This window comes from Hydrogenophaga intermedia, from assembly GCF_023715105.1.
In the GTDB taxonomy this organism is placed as follows: Bacteria; Pseudomonadota; Gammaproteobacteria; order Burkholderiales; family Burkholderiaceae_C; genus Hydrogenophaga; species Hydrogenophaga intermedia_A.
On sequence record NZ_JAMBNO010000020.1, the window covers coordinates 52228 to 71510 of the forward strand.

General features: G+C 68.5%; 21 protein-coding genes and 1 riboswitch. Of the genes, 15 read left to right on the forward strand and 6 right to left on the reverse strand.

Features of this window, described 5'->3' with window-relative positions; translation table 11 throughout:
- Positions 1 to 16: 16 nt before the first annotated feature.
- Positions 17 to 1444 carry a chromosomal replication initiator protein DnaA gene (dnaA, locus tag M3149_RS17825; RefSeq protein WP_251710837.1) on the reverse strand — a complete coding sequence of 476 codons (1428 nt, stop codon included), beginning with the start codon at positions 1442 to 1444 and terminating at the stop codon, positions 17 to 19.
- 230 nt (positions 1445 to 1674) lie between these two features.
- On the opposite strand from dnaA, the gene rpmH reads away from it, so the two are divergent.
- From rpmH to M3149_RS17860, 7 genes are all read left to right on the forward strand, one after another.
- Positions 1675 to 1809, forward strand: a complete 135-nt coding sequence (gene rpmH / locus M3149_RS17830) for a 50S ribosomal protein L34 (protein ID WP_070399696.1) — start codon at positions 1675 to 1677, stop codon at positions 1807 to 1809.
- Positions 1810 to 1834: 25 nt separating this feature from the next.
- Positions 1835 to 2245, forward strand: coding sequence for a ribonuclease P protein component (locus M3149_RS17835; protein WP_251710855.1), 411 nt, complete (start codon positions 1835 to 1837; stop codon positions 2243 to 2245).
- Positions 2235 to 2522 (forward strand): membrane protein insertion efficiency factor YidD, encoded by a 288-nt coding sequence (gene yidD / locus M3149_RS17840; protein WP_251710838.1) that lies wholly within the window; start codon positions 2235 to 2237, stop codon positions 2520 to 2522. The genes M3149_RS17835 and yidD overlap by 11 nt, the downstream gene beginning before the upstream one ends.
- A complete protein-coding gene (yidC, locus tag M3149_RS17845; RefSeq protein WP_251710839.1) occupies positions 2519 to 4240 on the forward strand; it encodes a membrane protein insertase YidC in 1722 nt (573 codons plus the stop codon). Before yidD ends, yidC begins: the two co-directional genes overlap by 4 nt.
- A 117-nt stretch (positions 4241 to 4357) precedes the next feature.
- The gene (mnmE, locus tag M3149_RS17850; protein ID WP_251710840.1) at positions 4358 to 5737 is read left to right on the forward strand and encodes a tRNA uridine-5-carboxymethylaminomethyl(34) synthesis GTPase MnmE; all 1380 of its coding nucleotides are present in this window, start codon (positions 4358 to 4360) and stop codon (positions 5735 to 5737) included.
- Between the two features lie 107 nt (positions 5738 to 5844).
- Positions 5845 to 6333 carry a Crp/Fnr family transcriptional regulator gene (locus M3149_RS17855; RefSeq protein WP_251710841.1) on the forward strand — a complete coding sequence of 163 codons (489 nt, stop codon included), beginning with the start codon at positions 5845 to 5847 and terminating at the stop codon, positions 6331 to 6333.
- Between the two features lie 74 nt (positions 6334 to 6407).
- Positions 6408 to 7061 (forward strand): hypothetical protein, encoded by a 654-nt coding sequence (locus M3149_RS17860; protein ID WP_251710842.1) that lies wholly within the window; start codon positions 6408 to 6410, stop codon positions 7059 to 7061.
- A gap of 36 nt (positions 7062 to 7097) precedes the next feature.
- Here M3149_RS17860 and M3149_RS17865 read toward each other — a convergent pair whose 3' ends face one another.
- The 3 genes from M3149_RS17865 to M3149_RS17875 form a co-directional block, all read right to left on the reverse strand.
- Complete coding sequence (locus M3149_RS17865; protein ID WP_251710843.1) at positions 7098 to 7643, reverse strand: adenine phosphoribosyltransferase; 546 nt, start codon at positions 7641 to 7643, stop codon at positions 7098 to 7100.
- 31 nt (positions 7644 to 7674) lie between these two features.
- The gene (locus M3149_RS17870; RefSeq protein ID WP_251710844.1) at positions 7675 to 8634 is read right to left on the reverse strand and encodes an MBL fold metallo-hydrolase; all 960 of its coding nucleotides are present in this window, start codon (positions 8632 to 8634) and stop codon (positions 7675 to 7677) included.
- Between the two features lie 115 nt (positions 8635 to 8749).
- Positions 8750 to 10735 (reverse strand): monovalent cation:proton antiporter family protein, encoded by a 1986-nt coding sequence (locus M3149_RS17875; RefSeq protein WP_251710845.1) that lies wholly within the window; start codon positions 10733 to 10735, stop codon positions 8750 to 8752.
- A 71-nt stretch (positions 10736 to 10806) separates the two neighbouring features.
- Between M3149_RS17875 and M3149_RS17880 the strand changes: the two genes are divergently transcribed.
- From M3149_RS17880 to M3149_RS17895, 4 genes are read left to right on the forward strand one after another with little or no spacing between them, the layout of a single operon-like run.
- Entirely contained in the window at positions 10807 to 11802 is a 996-nt protein-coding gene (locus tag M3149_RS17880) for a KpsF/GutQ family sugar-phosphate isomerase (RefSeq protein WP_251710846.1), read from the forward strand.
- Between the two features lies 1 nt (position 11803).
- A complete protein-coding gene (locus tag M3149_RS17885; protein ID WP_251710847.1) occupies positions 11804 to 12349 on the forward strand; it encodes a KdsC family phosphatase in 546 nt (181 codons plus the stop codon).
- 12 nt (positions 12350 to 12361) lie between these two features.
- The gene (gene lptC / locus M3149_RS17890; protein WP_251710848.1) at positions 12362 to 13045 is read left to right on the forward strand and encodes an LPS export ABC transporter periplasmic protein LptC; all 684 of its coding nucleotides are present in this window, start codon (positions 12362 to 12364) and stop codon (positions 13043 to 13045) included.
- Positions 13042 to 13845: an SDR family oxidoreductase gene (locus M3149_RS17895; RefSeq protein ID WP_251710849.1), complete on the forward strand. Its 804-nt coding sequence runs from the start codon at positions 13042 to 13044 to the stop codon at positions 13843 to 13845. Before lptC ends, M3149_RS17895 begins: the two co-directional genes overlap by 4 nt.
- Positions 13846 to 13943: 98 nt before the next feature.
- Here the strand turns inward: M3149_RS17895 and M3149_RS17900 are convergent, their stop codons facing one another.
- Positions 13944 to 14345, reverse strand: a complete 402-nt coding sequence (locus tag M3149_RS17900) for an RNA recognition motif domain-containing protein (protein ID WP_251710850.1) — start codon at positions 14343 to 14345, stop codon at positions 13944 to 13946.
- Positions 14346 to 14563: 218 nt separating this feature from the next.
- Positions 14564 to 14638: riboswitch (SAM riboswitch) on the forward strand.
- Between the two features lie 61 nt (positions 14639 to 14699).
- Between M3149_RS17900 and metX the strand changes: the two genes are divergently transcribed.
- Both metX and metW read left to right on the forward strand, forming a co-directional pair.
- Positions 14700 to 15869 carry a homoserine O-succinyltransferase MetX gene (gene metX / locus M3149_RS17905; RefSeq protein WP_251710851.1) on the forward strand — a complete coding sequence of 390 codons (1170 nt, stop codon included), beginning with the start codon at positions 14700 to 14702 and terminating at the stop codon, positions 15867 to 15869.
- Positions 15866 to 16447, forward strand: coding sequence for a methionine biosynthesis protein MetW (metW, locus tag M3149_RS17910; protein WP_251710852.1), 582 nt, complete (start codon positions 15866 to 15868; stop codon positions 16445 to 16447). The genes metX and metW overlap by 4 nt, the downstream gene beginning before the upstream one ends.
- 9 nt (positions 16448 to 16456) lie before the next feature.
- On the opposite strand, the gene M3149_RS17915 is transcribed toward metW, so the two are convergent.
- Complete coding sequence (locus M3149_RS17915) at positions 16457 to 17116, reverse strand: transglutaminase family protein (protein ID WP_251710853.1); 660 nt, start codon at positions 17114 to 17116, stop codon at positions 16457 to 16459.
- Positions 17117 to 17313: 197 nt separating this feature from the next.
- On the opposite strand from M3149_RS17915, the gene M3149_RS17920 reads away from it, so the two are divergent.
- Both M3149_RS17920 and M3149_RS23065 read left to right on the forward strand, forming a co-directional pair.
- The gene (locus tag M3149_RS17920) at positions 17314 to 17841 is read left to right on the forward strand and encodes a chemotaxis protein CheW (RefSeq protein WP_251710854.1); all 528 of its coding nucleotides are present in this window, start codon (positions 17314 to 17316) and stop codon (positions 17839 to 17841) included.
- Between the two features lie 37 nt (positions 17842 to 17878).
- The coding region (locus tag M3149_RS23065) for a Cache 3/Cache 2 fusion domain-containing protein (protein WP_285887258.1) at positions 17879 to 19283 on the forward strand (1405 nt) is incomplete at its 3' end.

Consider the following 19283-nt stretch of genomic DNA (forward strand, 5'->3'; position numbering starts at 1 on the left):
GGGGCCCACGCCGGCCTCAGCCCTTCAGGGTTTGCTCCAGCACGTGCAGTTGCTGGTTGAGTTCGGTGTTCTGCTGGCGCTCACCGGCAATCTTGCGCACCGCGTGCAGCACCGTGGTGTGGTCGCGCCCGCCGAACAGCTCGCCGATCTCGGGCAGGCTTTTCTGGGTGAGCTCCTTGGCCAGAAACATGGCGATCTGCCGCGGCCGCGCGATGCTGGCCGGCCGCTTCTTCGAATACATGTCGGCGACCTTGATCTTGTAGAAATCGGCCACCGTCTTCTGGATGTTCTCCACCCCGATCTGCCGGTTCTGGATCGACAGCAGGTCTTTCAGCGCCTCGCGCGCGAGCTGGATCGAGATGTCCTTGAGGTTGAAGCGGCTGTAGGCGAGGATCTTGCGCAGTGCGCCCTCGAGCTCGCGCACGTTGGAGCGCACGTTCTTGGCGACGAAGAAGGCCACCTCCTCGGGCATCACGGCGCCCTCGGCCGCGGCCTTGTTGATCAGGATGGCCACGCGCATCTCCAGCTCGGGCGGCTCGATCGCCACCGTCAGGCCGGAGCCGAAGCGCGAGACCAGCCGGTCGGAGATATCCGCCAGGCCCTTGGGGTAGGTGTCGCTGGTGAGCACGATGTGGCTCTTCTTGGCCAGCAGCGCCTCGAAGGCGTTGAAGAACTCTTCCTGGGTCTTTTCCTTGCCGGCGAAGAACTGGACGTCGTCGATCAGCAGCAGATCGAGCGAGTGGTAGCGCGCCTTGAACTCGTCGAAGGTCTTGCGCTGGTAGGACTTGACCACATCCGAGACGAACTGCTCGGCGTGGATGTAGAGAACTCGCGAGCCAGGGCGCTCGGCCAGCAGGTGGTTGCCGATCGCGTGCACCAGGTGGGTCTTGCCCAGGCCCACCCCGCCGTAGATGAACAGCGGGTTGTAGAGCTGGCCCAGGCTCCCGGCCACGTGCATGGCGGCGGCGCGCGCCATCCGGTTGGCCGAACCTTCCACCAGGCTGGCGAAGGTGAGCGCGGGGTTCAGGCGCGTCTTGGGCACGGCCGTGCCCGCGGGCTCGGCGTGCGCCACCTCGGGCAGCTCGCCCAGCGCCTGATCGGTCACGGGATCGAACACCGGGCGGTTGGCGGGCGTAGTTCGAACGGGAGCTTCGCGCGGAGCAAGCGCCAACTCCAGTGCAACGGGACGACCCTGTATGGCCTCCAGCACCGCGCCGATGCGCGCCGCATACTGGGCGCGGATCCAGTCGAGCTTGAAGCGGTTGGCCACGGCCAGCACCACCCGGGAGCCGTCGGCCGTGACGCTGGCGGTCAAGGGGCGGATCCAGGTGTTGAACTGCTGCTCGGGGATTTCCTGCGCCAGTCGATCGATGCACGCCGACCAGAGCGAACGCTCGGCGTGATCGTCGCGCAGCGCGGCGGACGGGGTGATTCCCTCGGACATGAAACGCAAGCGGGAGCTGTTTATCGTTGTGGACAAGGGCTGTCGCCCAGGGCGCGCATTGTAGGCACGGCGCGAAGTTATCCACAAGCGCGTCGACCACCGTTCGTCCTTCGTGCGGTCCGGGCGCGGGCCCGCCTGGGGTGGTCTCGGGGTTGCCCGCAATGCAGCTTGCCGGCCGGGCGTGTTTCTGGCGATAATTGCGGGTTTCCCCGATTCCGGACAGGTCCACCATGAAACGCACTTATCAACCCTCCAAGATCCGCCGCGCCCGCACCCATGGCTTTCTCGTGCGCATGAAGACGCGCGGTGGCCGCGCGGTCATCAATGCCCGCCGCGCCAAGGGTCGCAAGCGCCTGTCGGTCTGAGTTCGCTGGCCGCCGCGCGCCGGTGATCCCACGTCTGCGGTCCCGGCAGCAGTTCCAGGCCGTGCTGGCCAACGCCCCTGTGGCCAAGACGCCCCACTTCGCCCTGCACCGCCTTGCCCCCGGCCCCGCTGCCGAGGGCAGCAGCCCGCTGTTTCCCGAACCCGGCCCCTGGCTGGGTGTGCTCGTGCCCAAACGCTGGGCGCGTCGCGCCGTCACGCGCAACGCCATCCGCCGCCAGATCTACGCCACGGCGCCCGCCGCCGTGGCCCTGCCGGTGGCCGCGCACGTGGTCCGTCTGCGCAGCGGTTTTGACCGCAGCCACTTCGTGAGCGCGAGCTCGGCCGCGCTCACGCACGCGGTCCGCGAAGAACTCCAGCAGCTCTGGGCCCGGGCCCTCGCGCGCGGCGCGCACGCCGCCACCGGCCATGTGGCGTGAGTGGCCCCAGCGCATCCTGATCGCCCTCGTGAAGGGCTATCGCCTGTTGCTGAGCCCCTGGCTGGGCAGCGGCTGCCGCTTCGAGCCCACCTGTTCGGCCTACGCGCTCGAAGCGCTGCAACGCCACGGGGCACTCACCGGTGGGCGCCTCACGCTGCAGCGGCTTGCGCGCTGCCACCCCTGGTGCCAGGGCGGCCATGACCCGGTGCCCACCGCGCCGGCCGGCCTGTTCACCCGCCTCGTCCCCCGCACTTCCGAGAAGAAGAACGCCTCATGAATGACATCCGTCGCTCCATCCTGTGGGTGGTGTTCGGTTTTTCCATGGTCCTGATCTGGGACAAGTGGCAGATCCACAACGGCAAACCCGCCACCTTCTTCCCCTCGGCGCCCCCGGCGGCCACAGCCCCGGCGCAGACGGGCCCAGCCAGCGCCACGGGTGCCGCGGGCACCGGCAGCGTGCCGCAGGCATCGGCCCAGGCCGCACCGGCCGCGTCGGGCGACGTGCCTGGTGCTGACAGCGCCGCACCCAGCGCTGCCAATACGCGCCATGTGGTGCGCACCGACGTGATGGAGCTGACCTTCCAGAGCGAGGGTGGTGCACTGGTTGGCGCAAGACTGCTCAAGCACGCGCAGGCCACCGGTGGCAAGACCGCGACCGAAGCCGCGCCCTTCACCCTGCTCACGCAGGAGAACGGCCGCACCTACGTGGCGCAGACGGGCCTCATCGGGGGCAGCTTTCCCACCCACAAGACGCCCATGACGCTCATCGGCAACCCGGCAGCGCTGGCGGACGGCCAGGAGTCGCTGCAGGTGCGCTTCGAATCGGGCGAGGTGGGCGGCGTGCAGCTGGCCACCACCTACACGCTGCGCCGTGGGGCTTACGACATCGCGGTGTCGCATGAGGTGATCAACCGCGGCGCGGCGCCGGTGCAGCCGCAGCTGTACCGCCAGATCGTGCGCGACGGCAGTACCGTCGAGAGCGAGACGCCCTTCTACTCCACCTTCACCGGCCCGGCCATCTACACCAGCGAGCAGAAGTTCCAGAAGGTCGACTTCGGCGACATCGCGTCCAACAAGGGCAGCTTCGTGCGCAACACCAGCGACGGCTACGTCGCCATGGTGCAGCACTACTTCGCCACCGCCTGGCTCGGCGAGGACGGCCAGGCGCGCGAGAACTTCGTGCGCAAGGTGGCCGACAACCTGTACTCGGTGGGCACCATCAGCACCCTGCCCGAGATCGCGCCCGGCCAGTCGCACACCGCGCAGGCTCGCCTGTTCGTGGGCCCGCAGGACGAAAAGCTGCTCGAGCGCCTGGCGCCCGGCCTCGAACTGGTCAAGGACTACGGCTGGCTCACCATCCTGGCCAAGCCGCTGTACTGGCTCCTCGAGAAGATCCACGGCTACGTGGCCAACTGGGGCTGGGCCATCGTGCTGCTGGTGGTGCTGATCAAGGCCGCGTTCTACTGGCTCAATGCCAGCGCCTACCGCAGCATGGCCAAGATGAAGGCGATCAACCCGCGCATCATGGAAATGCGCGAGCGCCTGAAGGACAACCCGCAGCTCATGCAGCAGGAGATGATGAAGATCTACCGGGAAGAGAAGGTCAACCCTCTAGGGGGCTGCTTCCCGATCCTGGTCCAGATTCCGGTGTTCATCGCGCTGTACTGGGTGCTGCTGTCCAGCGTGGAGATGCGCAACGCGCCCTGGCTGGGCTGGATCACCGACCTGTCCTCGCCCGACCCGTTCTACATCCTGCCGCTGGTGATGGCCGTCACCACCATGATCCAGACCGCGCTCAACCCGCTGCCGCCCGACCCGCTGCAGGCCAAGCTGATGTGGATGATGCCGCTGGTGTTCTCGGTCATGTTCTTCTTTTTCCCGTCGGGCCTGGTGCTCTACTGGATCACGAACAACGTGCTCACCATCGCGCAGCAGGCGCACATCAACCACCGCATGGGTGTGCCGCTCAAGTTCAACATGCCGAAGTTCAAGTGACCCCCCTGCGCCGCTGCGCGGCTTCCCCCCGGCAAGGGGGGACGACACCGCAGGCCTGGCTAAGCCAGTTCCTGGGTGTCTCTGGGGTTCGGGGGGTTGGCGCGCGAACGCTTCTTCATGCTCCCGCATCACGTTGATCCCATCGTTGCCATTGCCACGGCCCCCGGCCGGGGCGCGGTGGGCATCGTGCGGGTGTCGGGCAAGGGGCTGGCGCCGTTCGTGCGGGCGTTGATCGGGCGCGATCTGAAGCCGCGCGAGGCCACTTACGGGCCATGGCGCGGGGCGGATGGGCAGCCGATCGACCACGGGTTGTCGCTCTGGTTTCCCGCGCCGCATTCGTACACCGGCGAAGACGTGCTGGAGTTGCAGGGGCACGGCGGGCCGGTGGTGCTGCAGTTGCTGCTGGCGCGTTGCCTGGAGGTCTCGCAAGGCATGCTGCCCGGGCTGCGGCTGGCGCGCGCGGGCGAGTTCACCGAGCGCGCCTTCCTCAACGACAAGCTCGACCTGGCGCAGGCCGAGGCCGTGGCCGACCTGATCGACGCCAGCACCGAGGCCGCCGCGCGAAGCGCCGCGCGCTCGCTGGCGGGCGCGTTCTCGCAGCGCGTGCACGCCCTGCGCGATGCGCTCATCCACCTGCGCATGCTGGTCGAGGCCACGCTCGACTTTCCCGAAGAAGAGATCGACTTTCTGCAGAAGGCCGACGCGAGCGGCCAGTTGCAGCGGCTGCGCGAGGCGCTGTCCACCTTGCAGGCCGAGGCGCGCCAGGGCGCCTTGTTGCGCGACGGCCTGCAGGTGGTCATCGCGGGCCAGCCCAACGCCGGCAAGAGCTCGCTGCTCAACGCGCTGGCGGGTGCCGAACTCGCCATCGTGACGCCGATCGCGGGTACCACGCGAGACGTGGTGCAGCAGACGATCCAGATCGAAGGCGTGCCGCTGCACGTGACCGACACCGCGGGCCTGCGCGACAGCCCCGAGGTGGACGAGGTCGAGCGCATCGGCATCGAGCGCGCGTGGCAGCGCATCCGCGGTGCCGACGCGGTGCTGTTCCTGCACGACCTCACGCGCTGGGGCGAGCCTCGCTACCGGCATGGCGATGCCAACATCCTGCGCGGGCTGCCCGAAGGCGTGCCGGTGCTGCACGTGTGGAACAAGGTCGATCAGGCCGGCGGTGCGCCCGCAGGCGACGACGACATCGCGTTGTCGGCGAAGCACGGCACCGGGCTCGATGTGCTGCGCACGCGCCTGCTGCAACTGGCCGGCTGGCAAAGCGGTGGCGAGGGCTTGTTCATGGCGCGCGAGCGCCACCTGCGTGCGCTGGCGCGCGTCGGGGAACACCTGCAGCAGGCGCAGGAGCTGCTGACGCAGGCGGCCGATCAGCTCGACCTGCTGGCCGAGGAATTGCGGCTGGCGCAACACGCGCTGGGCGAGATCACCGGCGAATTCACCGCGGACGACCTGCTGGGCGTCATCTTTTCGCGTTTTTGCATCGGCAAGTGAGGCCGGGCATGCCGCCCAGGGGCGCTGGCCTGCCGCTGGGAACTGAACTGTAAACAGCGGTTAACTCCGGGTTGCGCGGCGACGGCGGCTGCGGTCAACTCCGCTGCATGAACCCCGCGACCACGTCCGCACGGTTCGATATCCAGCACCTGGCGCAGGCCATGCGCCACAGCAGCGCGCTGGATGCCGTGCCCCTGAACCTCAGCGAGGCCCACTGGGTCACGCTGGCCAACTACATGCAGCCGGTGGCGATGCAGCAGGGTCAGGTGCTGATGGAGCAGGGCGTGAAGGACCGCACCGTGTATTTCGTCGAGTCCGGCACGCTCACCGTGCACTACGAGGACTCCAAGGAACGCGTGCGCATCGCCGTGGTGGGTGCGGGCTCGGTGCTTGGCGAAGGCGCGTTCTTCAGCCACCTGCCGCGCAGCGCCACCGTCAACGCCGGCAGCGACTGCCGGCTGTGGTGCATGACGCCCCTGCGATTTCGCGAGCTCGGCGTGCGCCACCCGCAGATTGCGCTGGAGCTCACGATCGCGATGTCCGCGGTGCTGGCGCGACGCATGTACAACAAGCCCAAGCGCGTGGCGGTGACCTGAGCGGGCGCCCCGCCGCCACGACCGCACGCAGCCCCAGCCCGAGAACCACCAGCCACCACGTGCCCACCCTGACCATGTCCTTCATGAGTTGGCTGCAAGCCAGGAAAACCGCCAACGGCAAAGGCAAGGGTGCACTGGCCCGCGCGCGCAACGCCTTTCGCACCACCACCATGCCGCTCATGTCGCCGCGGCGCGGCCGGCGGCTGCTGCGCCGCGAGCAGTTGTTCGGTGTGGTTCGGGAATCGCTGATTCGCGGCGGTGTGCTCTCCACGAGCTACTCCTTCAAGGTGCTCAACCTCGACAGCAATGGCGACAGCTTCATCGTGCTGGTCGACCTCGCCCTGCCGGCGCAGTCGCTGCCCGATGAGTTTCTGCTCGAGATCGAGCGCTGGATCCAGCAAAGCGCCAAGGCGCGCCACACCATGGACGTACGCGCGATCTACTGGCGCCGCAAGCCCTCGCCCGAGCAGGTGGGGCAGGCATTGCGTGCCGCCATGGTGGCCCAGACGCGGCGCGAGAACGCCGACACCAGCATTCCGCGCCCGCCGGCGTCGGGCACAGGCGGCCCGGCCGAGCAGGTGAGCGATGACGAGGTGCGCGCCTTCCGCGAGGCCCTGGCCGCGCCGCCCAGCACGGCGTATCGCCACCCGCGCGAGCCGCAGTTGCCGATGCCCGAAGCGGTGAGTGATTTCGCCGCACTGAGCGACACGCAGCACGGCAAGCTTTGATGCCGTGCAGGCGGCGTTGTGCCGCAGGCCGCCGGTTCAGTGCCCGGCGAAATCCACCAGTGTGAACAGCGCCAGGCCGCTCTCGCGCAGCTTGGCCGAGCCGCCAAGCTCGGGCAAGTCGACGATGGCCGCGCCCTCCATCACCGTGGCGCCCAGCTTCTCCAGCAGGCGCCGCCCGGCCATCATGGTGCCGCCGGTGGCGATCAGGTCATCGATCAGGACCACGCGGTCGCCGGGCTTCACCGCGTCGGTGTGCAGTTCCACCGTGGCGCTGCCGTATTCGAGCTCGTAGGTTTCCTCCACCGTGTGGAAGGGAAGTTTGCCCTTCTTGCGGATGGGCACGAAACCGACGCCGAGCTCGTAAGCCAGCACCGAACCGATGATGAAGCCGCGCGCGTCCAGCCCGGCGACGACGCTGGGGCGCATTGCCGGGTCCATGTAGCGGTGCACGAAGGTGTCGATGAGCGAACGAAACACCTTCGGGTCCTGCAGCAGGGGCGTGATGTCGCGGAATTGCACGCCCGGTGCCGGCCAGTCGGGCACGGTGCGGATGTGCGAACGGAGATAGGCGGCGGTGTCCATGCCCCGATTATGGGGACACCGCCGCCCGGGATCAGGCCATGGCCTTGAACTGGTAGCCGCCGCCCGACGCTTCCAGCGTGCCCAGCGCGGGGAACGGGAAGTGGAAGCCGCCCATGGCCATCTTGTCCTTGACCAGCTGGTCGAAGATGCGACGGCGCGTCTGGCGGGCCATCTCGGGGTCCATGTCGAAGGTCACCGCCCAGTCGGGGCTGCGCGCGAACAGCGAGGGCACGTTGGTCACGTCGGCCGTGTACATGAACGACTGACCCTGCGAACGCACCGTGAAGACGCACATGCCCGGGGTGTGGCCGTGGGCCGCCACCGACTGGATGCCGGGCGCCACTTCAGCACCGGCTTCGAAGCGCACGAGTTTGTTCGTGGGGATCTTGCCCAGCACGCGGCGCGCGTTCTGGAACGCGCCCTGCGCGGCCGGCGGTGCCGCGTTCATCTTGGCATCGTCCATCCAGAAGGCGAATTCGGGCGCGGGCACGTGCACGGTGGCGTTGGGGAACACCAGCTCACCGGCCTTGTTGATGAGGCCGTTGATGTGATCGCCGTGGAAGTGGCTCAGGATGACGTGGTTGATTTCTTCCGGCTTGTGGCCGGCGGCGGCCATGTTGGCGCGCAGCTTGCCGGTGGTCGGCGGGCCGTTGTCGGCAAAGCCGGTGTCGATCAGGAACTTGGTGCCACCCGAGACGATGAGGTAGGGCGTGAACGGGATGTCCACGTAATCGGTGGGCAGGTTCTGGGCCGCCAGCAGGGCCTTGACCTGCTCCAGCGGGGCGTTGCGCACGAACTCGTCACCCAGCGGGCGGCGCAGCGCGCCGTCGTTGATGGCGTAGACCTCGATGCTGCCGAGCGTCATCTTGCGAAAACCAGGCTCGGGCAGCGTGGGCGCGCCCGGGTTGGGGGCGCTTTGCGAGAGCACGGAGGAGAAGGTGAGCATGCTGGCGCCGGCAATGCCGGCGCCGAGGACGTGTCGGCGGTCCATGGGCGGTGTCTCCAAGTGGGGTGGCTGGGGAGCGTGAGCATACGTACGGATACGTCTCCAATGCGACCACGTGGTCACAATTCCCACGACCCCTCTCGGGATTGGCCGTGGCCGGTCAGCCGCCGAGGAGCTTGTCTTCGGCCAGCGCCAGCGCCGGTGCCTGCCCGCAGAGCACCAGGGTGTCGCCGCCGGCCAGCACGGCGTTGTCCTCGGCAGCGGCAGCGCGCCCGTTGGCACGGCGCAGGCTCACCACGCGCACGCCCATGGCCGGCAGTGCCAGGCTTTCCAGCGGCTTGCCGACCCAGCGACCGGCGCTGGGCAGCGTCACGCTGTTGAGCCGCTCGTGCTGCAACTCGTCGGCGGTGTCGTCGTCGGCGCCATGGAAGTAGCCGCGCAGCAGTTCGTAGCGGGCTTCCCGCTGCTCCTGCACGACACGGATCACGCGCCGCATGGGAACTCCCACCAGGGCCAGCGCGTGGCTGGCCAGCATCAGGCTGGCCTCGATGGCCTCGGGCACCACCTCGGTGGCGCCGCCGGCGCGCAGGCGCTCGATGTCCACGTCGTCCACCGTGCGCACCACCACCGGCACCTGCGGCGCGTTCGTTTGCGCGTGGTGCAGCACCTTGAGTGCGCTGGGCGTGTCCAGGTAGGTGACGACCAATGCGCTGGCGCGGTGCAAGCCGGCTGCCATCAGCGCCTGCAGCCGCGCGGCGTCGCCGAACACCACCGAATGGCCGGCGGCCGCAGCCTGCCGCACGCGATCGGGGTCGAGGTCGAGCGCCATGTAGGGAATGCCCTCGGCCTCCAGCAGCCGCGCCAGGTTCTGCCCGCAGCGGCCATAGCCGCAGATGATCACGTGCTTGTCGGCGTTGATGGCCTTGCGCGCGATCGCCGTCATCTGCACCGACTGCATCAGCCAGTCGCTGCCCACCAGCCGGGTGACGATGCGGTTGCTGTACAGGATGATGAACGGCGTGAGCAGCATGGAGATCACCATGCTCGCCAGGATGGGGTTGAACAACGCCGGCGGCACGAGGTTGTGCTGGCCGGCCAGCGTGAGCAGCACCAGGCCGAACTCGCCAGCCTGCGTGAGGTACAGCCCGGTGCGCAGGGCCGTGCCCATGGGCGCACCGAAGGCACGGGTGAGCCCGGTGATCAGCGCCAGCTTGAAACCCAGCGATGCCGCGAGCATGAGCAACACCAGGGGCCAGCGCTCCAGCACCAGGCGCCAGTCCAGCAGCATGCCGATGGTGATGAAGAACAGGCCCAGAAGCACGTCGTGGAACGGCCGGATGTCGGTCTCCACCTGGTGCTTGTATTCGGTCTCGGCGATCAGCATGCCGGCAACGAAGGCGCCCAGCGCGAGCGACAGCCCGGCGTGCTCCGTCAGCCACGCCAGGCCGAGCGTGATCAGCAGCAGGTTGAGCATGAAGAGCTCTTCGCTCTTGCGCCGCGCCACCAGCGTGAGCCACCAGCGCATGAGCCGCTGGCCGCCGGTGAGCAACAGGCCCAGCAGCACCACCGCCTTGAGCAAAGCCAGTCCGAGCGACATCGCAAGTTGTTCGGGCGGCGCCGACAGCGCGGGGATCAACACCAGCATCGGCACCACGGCCAGGTCCTGGAACAGCAGCACACCGAGCACGCGCTTGCCGTGTTCGGACTCCAGTTCCAGCCGTTCGGCCAGCAGCTTCACCACGATGGCGGTGCTGCTCATGGCCATCACGCCCCCGAGCGCGAACGCGGCCTGCCAGCTCAGGTTCCACCAGTGGGGCAGCAACATGGCCAGCGCAAGGGAGGCCAGTGTCGTGATCAGCACCGTCAGCACCACCTGCGACGCGCCCAGCCCGAACACGTGCTGCTTCATGGCGCGCAATTTGGGCAGGCTGAACTCCAGCCCGATCACGAACATCAGGAACACCACGCCGAACTCGGCCAGGTAGCGCAGACCGCTGGAGTTCTGGGCCAGGGCCAGCGCGTTCGGACCGATCAACACGCCCACGGCGAGGTAACCCAGCATGGGCGGCAGCTTGAGCGTGCGGCAGGCCACCGCAGCCAGCACCGCGGCCAGCAGGTACAGCAAGGCCAGATCGAGTGAGGTCATGTCCGCATGGTAAGCGGGCCCGCACGGTCTCACGGGCGCGCTGCCACCAGGGTGGCAGCGATAATCCCGGCATGTCTGTCGCCCCGCCGTTCGACCCCGCCCGCGTGCAGCAACTCGCCATCGAATCGCTGCAGATCGAGGCCGATGCCGTGGCGGCACTGGCGCAACGTGTGGACGCGCGCTTCGCCGATGCCGTGCGCCTGCTGCTGGCCTGCCGCGGCCGCGTGGTCGTCATGGGCATGGGCAAGAGCGGCCACGTTGGCCGCAAGCTGGCCGCCACGCTGGCTTCCACCGGCACCCCGGCCATGTTCGTGCACCCGGCCGAGGCCAGCCACGGTGACCTGGGCATGATCACCGAGGCCGACGCCGTGCTGGCGCTCAGCAACTCGGGCGAGAGCGAGGAGCTCAGTGCCATCCTGCCCCTCATCAAGCGCATGGGTGTGCCGCTGGTGGCGCTCACCGGGCGCACCGACTCCACCCTGGGCCGGCACGCCGAGGTGGCGCTCGACACCTCGGTCGCCAAGGAGGCCTGCCCCCACAACCTTGCGCCCACCGCCAGCACCACGGCGCAGCTGGCGCTCGGCGATGCGCTCGCCGTGGCGCTGCTTGACGCGCGCGGCTTCAAGGCCGACGACTTTGCCCGCTCGCACCCGGGCGGCGCGCTCGGGCGCAAGCTGCTCACCCATGTGGGCGACGTCATGCGCAGCGGTGCGGATGTGCCGCAAGTGGCGCCCGACGCCAGCCTGATGGACCTGATGCGCGAGATCAGCGCCAAGGGCCTGGGCATGAGTGCGGTGGTCGACGCGGGGCGCGCCATCGGCATCTTCACCGACGGCGATCTGCGTCGTCTCATCGAGCGCGCCGGCAGCGGCGCCGACCTGCGCAACCTGCGCGCACGCGATGTGATGCACCCCGACCCACGCACGGTGCGCAGCGACGCGCTGGCCGTCGAGGCCGCCGACCTCATGGAAGCGCAACGCATCACCAGCGTGCTGGTGGTGGACGCCGAAGGCCGCCTGACCGGCGCCCTGAACAGTAACGACCTCATGCGCGCGAAGGTGATCTGAGATGCCTGCCCCCGTGCTGCGCTTTGCCCCCGAACTGCTGCTGCGCGCGCAGCCTGTGCGCGTGGCCTTCTTCGATGTCGACGGCGTCCTGACCGACGGCGGCCTGTACTTCAGCGAGGCCGGCGAAACCCTCAAGCGCTTCCACACGCTCGATGGCCACGGCTTGAAGCTTCTGCAGCGCCACGGCATCGTGCCCGCCGTCATCAGCGGGCGCGACGGCAAGCCGCTGCGCCAGCGACTGGAGGCCCTGGGCATCACCCAGCTGCGCCTGGGCACCGAGGACAAGGCACCTGCTGCACAGGCCATCCTGCAATCGCTCGGGCTGGACTGGGCGCAGGCCGCCGCCATGGGCGACGACTGGCCCGATCTGCCTGTGATGCGCAACGCCGCCATCGCCTGCGCCCCCCCGGGCGCGCACGACGAGGTGCGCGCCATCGCCCACCACATCACCGTCCGCGCCGCCGGCGAGGGCGCGGCGCGTGAGTTCTGCGACCTGCTGCTCATGGCGCACGGCGCCTATGCGGCCGAACTCGACAAGACCGCCTGAGGCGGGCCGACGGTGGACGCCGAGGACGACTTCGATCTCATCCCCGGGTTGGACCGTCACGTCCCGGCGACGCCTGCGCGCCGGCGGCGCACGCCCTGGTGGGACCGGCTCTCGATCTACCTGCCCGTGATGCTCATGGGCGTGCTCGCACTTGGTTCCTACTGGCTGCTGCGCGCCACGCCACGTGCGCCCGAGCCGGTGGTCGACAAACCCGTCAGCGGTGAGCCCGATTACTACATGCGCGGCTTTTCGGTGCGTTCCTTCGATGCCAATGGCAACCTGCGGGCCGAGGTGCTGGGTGACGAGGCGCGTCACCACCCCGACGACGACCGGGTCGAGATCGACAACGCGCGGCTGCGCAACCTGGGCGAGAACCGCGCCGTCACCACGGCCACCGCGCGGCGCGTGACCACCAACAGCGACAACACGCGCTTCGTGCTCGAAGGCGAAGCCGTCGTGGTGCGCGAAGGTGGGCGCGACGACCAGGGCCAGCCCCTGCCGCGGCTGGAATTTCGCGGCGAGTACCTGCTGGTCGAGCTCGAGCCCGTCGAACGCTTCAGCTCCGACCAGCCGGTCGAGCTGCTGCGCGACGGCGACCGCATCACCGCAGAACGCATGACCTATGACGGCGATGCCCGCGTGGCCACCTTTGCCGGCAACGTGCGCGTGCAGCTCCAACCCCGCACCGCCCCATGAACGAGCCGACCCTGCACGACGCCCCCCTGGCATTCATCACCGGCGCGTCCAGCGGCATCGGCCAGGCACTGGCCGCGCGGTTTGCGCGCGCCGGATACCGCCTGGCGCTGGTGGCGCGGCGCAGCGAGGAACTGCAGGCCTGGGCCCGTGCCCAGGGTTTCGACGAAACCCGCTGCCGCGTCTACCGCGCCGACGTGGCCGAGATCGGTGAGATCGTGGCCGCGGGCCAGGCCTGCCTGGCGCAGCAGGGCGTGCCCGAAGTGGTGATCGCCAACGCCGGCATCAGTGTCGGCATGGACACGGCCGAACACGACGATCTGTTCGTGATGGCGCGCACCTTCGCCACCAACAACACCGGCATGGCCGCCAGCTTCCACCCGTTCGTGAACGCCATGCGAGCCCGCGGTCGCGGCGCCCTGGTGGGCATCGCCAGTGTGGCGGCCATCCGTGGCCTGCCGGGCCACGGCGCCTACTGCGCCAGCAAGGCAGCGGTGGTGAGCTACTGCGAAAGCCTGCGCGGCGAGCTGCGCGCCAGCGGCGTGGCGGTGGTCACCCTGCTGCCGGGGTATGTGGACACGCCGCTCACGCGCGAGAACCGCTACCGCATGCCCTTCCTCATGTCGCCCGAAGCGTTCGCCGACCAGGCCTTCGCCGCCATCGAGGCGCGCACCAGCTACCGCGTCATCCCCTGGCAGATGGGGGTGGTGGCCCGGTTGCTGCGTCTGCTGCCCAACGCGCTGTTCGACCGCGTGCTTGCCGGTCGCCCGCGCAAGCACCGTCAGGGCGAAGGCCGCGCGTGAGCGGCATCGGGTGCCGTTGGCCCGGTGAGTGAGCGCCCACGAAAAAGCCCCGGGGCTTGCGCCACGGGGCTCGGGAATCTCAGGGGGTCCGGGCGGGCTCAGTAGCCGCCGCGACCACCGCCGCCGCCGCCATCGCGACGACCGCCGTTGCCGTAGGGGCTGCGGAAGCCGCCGTCCTGGCCACCACCGCCGTAGCCGCCTTCACGACGGCCACCACCGAAACCACCGCCGCCGGAGCGGGGCGGGCGCGGCTCCATCGGGCGCGCTTCGTTGACCACGAGGCTGCGGCCGCCGAGCGACTGGCCGTTCATGCCCTGGATGGCCGACTGGGCCTCGGCATCGCTGCCCATTTCGACGAAACCAAAGCCTTTGGAGCGACCGGTTTCGCGCTCCATCATGACCTTGGCACTGTTGACCGAACCGAAAGCCGAGAAAGCCTGGTTGAGATCTTCGTCGCGCACCGTGTAAGGCAGATTGCCGACGTAAAGCTTGTTGCCCATGAAAAGGGACTCCTCAAAACACTGGAAAGAAGCGATGGAGCCCCGTCGTCCGGCACAACAATGCAGCGCGCGAAACCAACCGATCACTTGACATGCCACCGAATACACGGCAGCCGTTGAATTATGCGCCGTTTGTCGAAAAGGCGGTAAGAAAAGAGGGCTAGGGTTCACCCGCGCCCGGCGGCGATGCGCCCATACAACAAGCGCTCGGGCTTATACTGCCGCCCAGCGCCGATTTGTCCGGATTGCGGGCGCTTTACAAATGCCGCTAAAGGGGAGCCCGGAAAAGCCCGGTTCTGCCTTGTGGCGGTGCCGGGTTTCCTTTTTGTTGGCCTGCTTTGGCAGGGTTCGAGCTTGATCGTCACCCCCGTCACCCACCGCTTTGACCGCCCGCTGGCCCTGCGCAGCGGCGCTGTGCTGCCGGCCTACGAGCTGGTGGTCGAGACCTACGGCACCCTCAACGCCGACAAATCCAACGCGGTGCTGGTGTGCCACGCGCTCAACGCCTCGCACCACGTGGCCGGCTTCCACGCCGACGCCCACGGCCAGCCGCTGGCCCGCAGCGAGGGCTGGTGGCACAACATGATCGGCCCCGGCAAGCCGGTGGACACCACCCGCTTCTTCGTCATCGGCGTCAACAACCTGGGTTCGTGCTTCGGCTCCAGCGGCCCCACGCACACCAACCCGGCCACCGGCCAGGCCTGGGGGGCGGACTTTCCGGTGGTGACGGTGGAGGACTGGGTCGAGGCCCAGGCCCGGCTGCTCGACGCCATGGGCATCGACACCCTGGCTGCGGTGATGGGCGGCAGCCTCGGCGGCATGCAAACCCTGAGCTGGACGCTTCAGTACCCCGAGCGTGTGCGCCACGCCGTGGTGGTGGCCAGCGCGCCCAACCTCACGGCCGAGAACATCGCCTTCAACGAGGTGGCGCGCCGCGCCATCGTGACCGACCCCGACTTTCACGATGGCCACTACCTGCGCCACGGCACCCTGCCCCGGCGCGGCCTGCGCATTGCCCGCATGATCGGCCACATCACCTACCTCAGCGACGACGTGATGAACGAGAAGTTCGGCCGTGCGCTGCGCCCGGTCGACGGTGAGGACCCGGCCGCGGTGGCCGAACTGGCCTACCGCTACACCACCCAGGACGTCGAGTTCCAGATCGAGAGCTACCTGCGCTACCAGGGCGACAAGTTCAGCGAGTACTTCGACGCCAACACCTACCTGCTGATCACGCGCGCGCTCGATTACTTCGACCCGGCGCGCGAGTTCGACGGCAATCTGAGCGCTGCGCTGGCGCGCGCGAAGGCGAAGTTCCTGCTCGTGAGCTTCTCGACCGACTGGCGCTTCTCGCCCGCGCGCAGCCGCGAGATCGTCAAGGCATTGCTGGAAAACCGGCGCGCCGTGAGCTACTGCGAGATCGACGCCCCGCACGGGCACGACGCCTTCCTGCTGGACGATCCCCGCTACCACGCGGCGGTGCGCAGCTACTTCGAACACACCGTTGCAGGAGGCGCCAAATGAGCGAGCGCGACGTGCTCGAATCGATTGCGCGGCTGGTGCCACCGGGCTCGCGCGTGCTCGATCTCGGTTGCGGCGATGGTGCGCTGCTGGCTCACCTGCAGGCCACGCGCGGCTGCACCGGCTATGGCGTGGAGATCGACGACGCCGAGGTGCAGGGCTGCCTGCGCCGCGGTGTCAATGTGCTGCAGCTCAACCTCGAAGACGGCCTGACCATGTTCGGTGACGACGCCTTCGATGTGGTGCTGCAGATCGACACCCTGCAGCACTTGCGCAATGCCGAGACCATGTTGCGCGAGACCGCGCGCGTGGGCCGCATCGGCATCGTGGCCTTCCCCAACTTCGCCCACTGGCCCAACCGGCTTGCGGTGCTGCAAGGCCGCATGCCGGTGACCAAGCGGTTGCCCTACCAGTGGTACGACACGCCCAACATCCGCGTCGGCACGCACGCCGATTTCGAGGTGCTGGCGCGGCGCAACGGCCTCACCATCGAGGACAGCTTCGGTCTGCACGAAGGCCGCGAGGTGCGCTTCCTGCCGAACCTGCTGGCCAGCACCGCGGTGTTCCGCTTCTCGAACTGACGGGCCTGCTCAGCCGGCGGCCGCTTCGCGTGCGCCGTCGGCACCGAAGTCGCCGTCGAGCACCGTGCGTCCGAGCCCGGGGTAGACCTGGGCAAAGGTCTGCGTGATCGCCTCCAGCGGCAGGTCGGCAAAGCTGCCGCGCTCGTTCACATACTCCATGTGGCGCTGGCCGGCCCGGTCGTAGGGGTGGTAGAGCGAGTCGTGCACGCCATCGAAATCGAGCGGCAGCAGCCCGAACTTCTCGCACAGTGAGAGGTTGAACGCCGGCGTTGCCTTGCGCCAGGCGCCGTCGATCCAGAGTTCGGTGTAGCCATGCCACACGAACAGGTCGCTGCCCATGCTCTGGCGCAGCTTCTCGGTCGTCATGTGGTTCCTCACGTCGGCAAAGCCCAGCCGCGCCGCAATACCGGCGGCGCGCGCCACCGCGGCCAGCAGCACGGCCTTGGGCACGCACCAGCCGTGGCCTTGCAGCAGCGCGGTGCTGGCGCGCATGCCGGGCAGCGAGAGGTCGATGCGGTAGGGGTCGTAGCGCACGCCGTCGCGCACCGCCAGGTTCAGCGCGACCGCGCGCTCGCGCACGCTGCCACCCGGGTCGTGCGCGCGCGCGAAATCGCGCACCGCCGGGTGTTCGCTGTCGATGGCAGGGGTCGGGCTCAGGTACGCATCCATGACCACACGCTATCAGAGCGGCGCCCACGGCGCGGACACCCGGGCGACGCCGTTGTGCGTGCTTTGGTACTCAACCCCGAGGCCTGAACACCGTTCGACACGGTTCAACGGCAGGAATGCCGGTCTTTTCCGGACTTCAGTGCGCGCGCTGGCGGCCGATAGTTCCGGGACACCCCCCCATTTCGAGGATCGAGACCATGGACATGCGCAACGAAGCCACCCACATCGCCCGCCAGGAAGGCGCGCGCGCCGCCGCCGCCCAGCAAGGCAGCGCCGAATTCCTGACCTTCCGCCTGGGCGCCGAGGAATACGGCATCGACATCCTGCGCGTGCAGGAAATCCGCTCTTACGAAGAGCCGACCCGCATCGCCAACGCGCCCAGCTTCATCAAGGGCGTGGTCAACCTGCGCGGCGTCATCGTCCCCGTGGTGGACCTGCGCATCAAGCTTGGCTGCGAGAAGGTGGAATACAACGGCTTCACGGTGGTGATCGTGCTCAACGTGCGCGGCCGCGTGGTCGGCGCGGTGGTCGACTCGGTGTCCGACGTGCTCGAGCTCGCGGGCGATCTCATCAAGCCGGCGCCCGAGATGAACACCACGGTGGACACCTCCTTCATCACCGGCATCGCCAGCGTCGGCGAGCGCATGTTGATCCTGATGGACATCGAAGCCCTGATGTCGGGTGCCGACATGGGCCTGATGGAAAGCGCCCAGGCGCTGCAATAAGCCGATCCCGTTGAACCAGCGGCAGGAGACCCGCGAGATGCTCAAGCTTCAGAACAACAACGGCAGCGCATCGATCGCGCGACGCCTTTCCCTTCAGGCGGTGGCCCTGCTGGCCGTGACGCTGGCCGTCATCAGTGCCGGCATGGCCGTGATGGCCGAAAAAGGCTCGCGTGAGCGCATGGCCGACGTCGCCGGTGTGAAGGCCGCTTCGCTGGCCGACTCGGTGGATGCCTTCGACGCCACGGCGCGCATGATGACCGATCGCGCCTACCGGCCGTTCCGCCAGAAATTCGCCGAGACCTTCGAGCTCGATACCGCCAACAACATGCTCAAGAGCTGGGGCATGTTGCTCAATGGCGATTACAGCGAGGTTGATACCTTTCACAAGAGCAACGGTGGTGTGGCCACCATCTTCATGCGCAAGGGCGATGACTTCGAGCGCATCGCCACCTCGCTCAAGAAGGAAGACGGCGAACGCGCGGTGGGCACCACGCTCGCGCGCAGCCATGCGGCTTACCCGCTCATGCTCGCGGGCAAGACCTACACCGGCCGTGCCGTGCTGTTCGGCAAGGCCTACATGACGCATTACGACCCGATCAAGGACGCCAGCGGCCAGATCGTGGGCATTCTGTTCATCGGTTTCGACGTGGCCGACTTCCAGGCCGCGCTGGACAAGCTCGTTGCCCAGTCGACCTTCTTCGCCAGCGGCGGCACCGTGGTCGTCGACCCGCGCCAGGCCAACGCCGACGCGGTGTTCATCTCGCCCCCGGCGATGGCGGGCAAGAAGGTGCTCGACGTCAATCCACAGGCCGACGCCATGCTCACCGCGCTGCGCGCCAGCGACGACGTGTTCGTGCGCGAAGCCGCGCCGCTGTTCAACGCGCAGATCAGCAACCCCTGGACCGTCAAGCGAACCGCCAAGGCCGGGGGCTGGTGGGTGCTGGCCGAGGTCTCGGACGACGAGGCCATGGCGAGCTACTGGCAAACCATGTACACGTTCTGGGCCCTGCTTGCAGCAACCACTGTGCTGCTGGGCATCGGCCTGTTCGTGCTGATCCGCCGCAACGTGAGCGCGCCCCTGAAGGAGCTCACCACTGCCGTGACCACCGTGGCCCAGGGCGACCTCACGCAGGCTTTCCAGAGCGAACGCCGTGACGAGGTGGGCAACCTCGTGCGCGAGGTCGAGCGCATGCGCCAGAACTTCCTGACCATGATGCGCCAGCTGCGCGGCGCGGCCGACAACATCGGCACCGCGAGCCAGGAAATCGCCACCGGCAACCAGGACCTGTCGGCGCGCACGGAGCAGACGGCCAGCAACCTGCAGCAGACCGCAGCGAGCATGGAGCAGCTCACCAGCACGGTGCGCCAGAGCGCCGATGCGGCGCGCCAGGCCAACCAGCTCGCTGCCAGCGCCGCCGAGATCGCCCAGCGCGGCGGCTCGG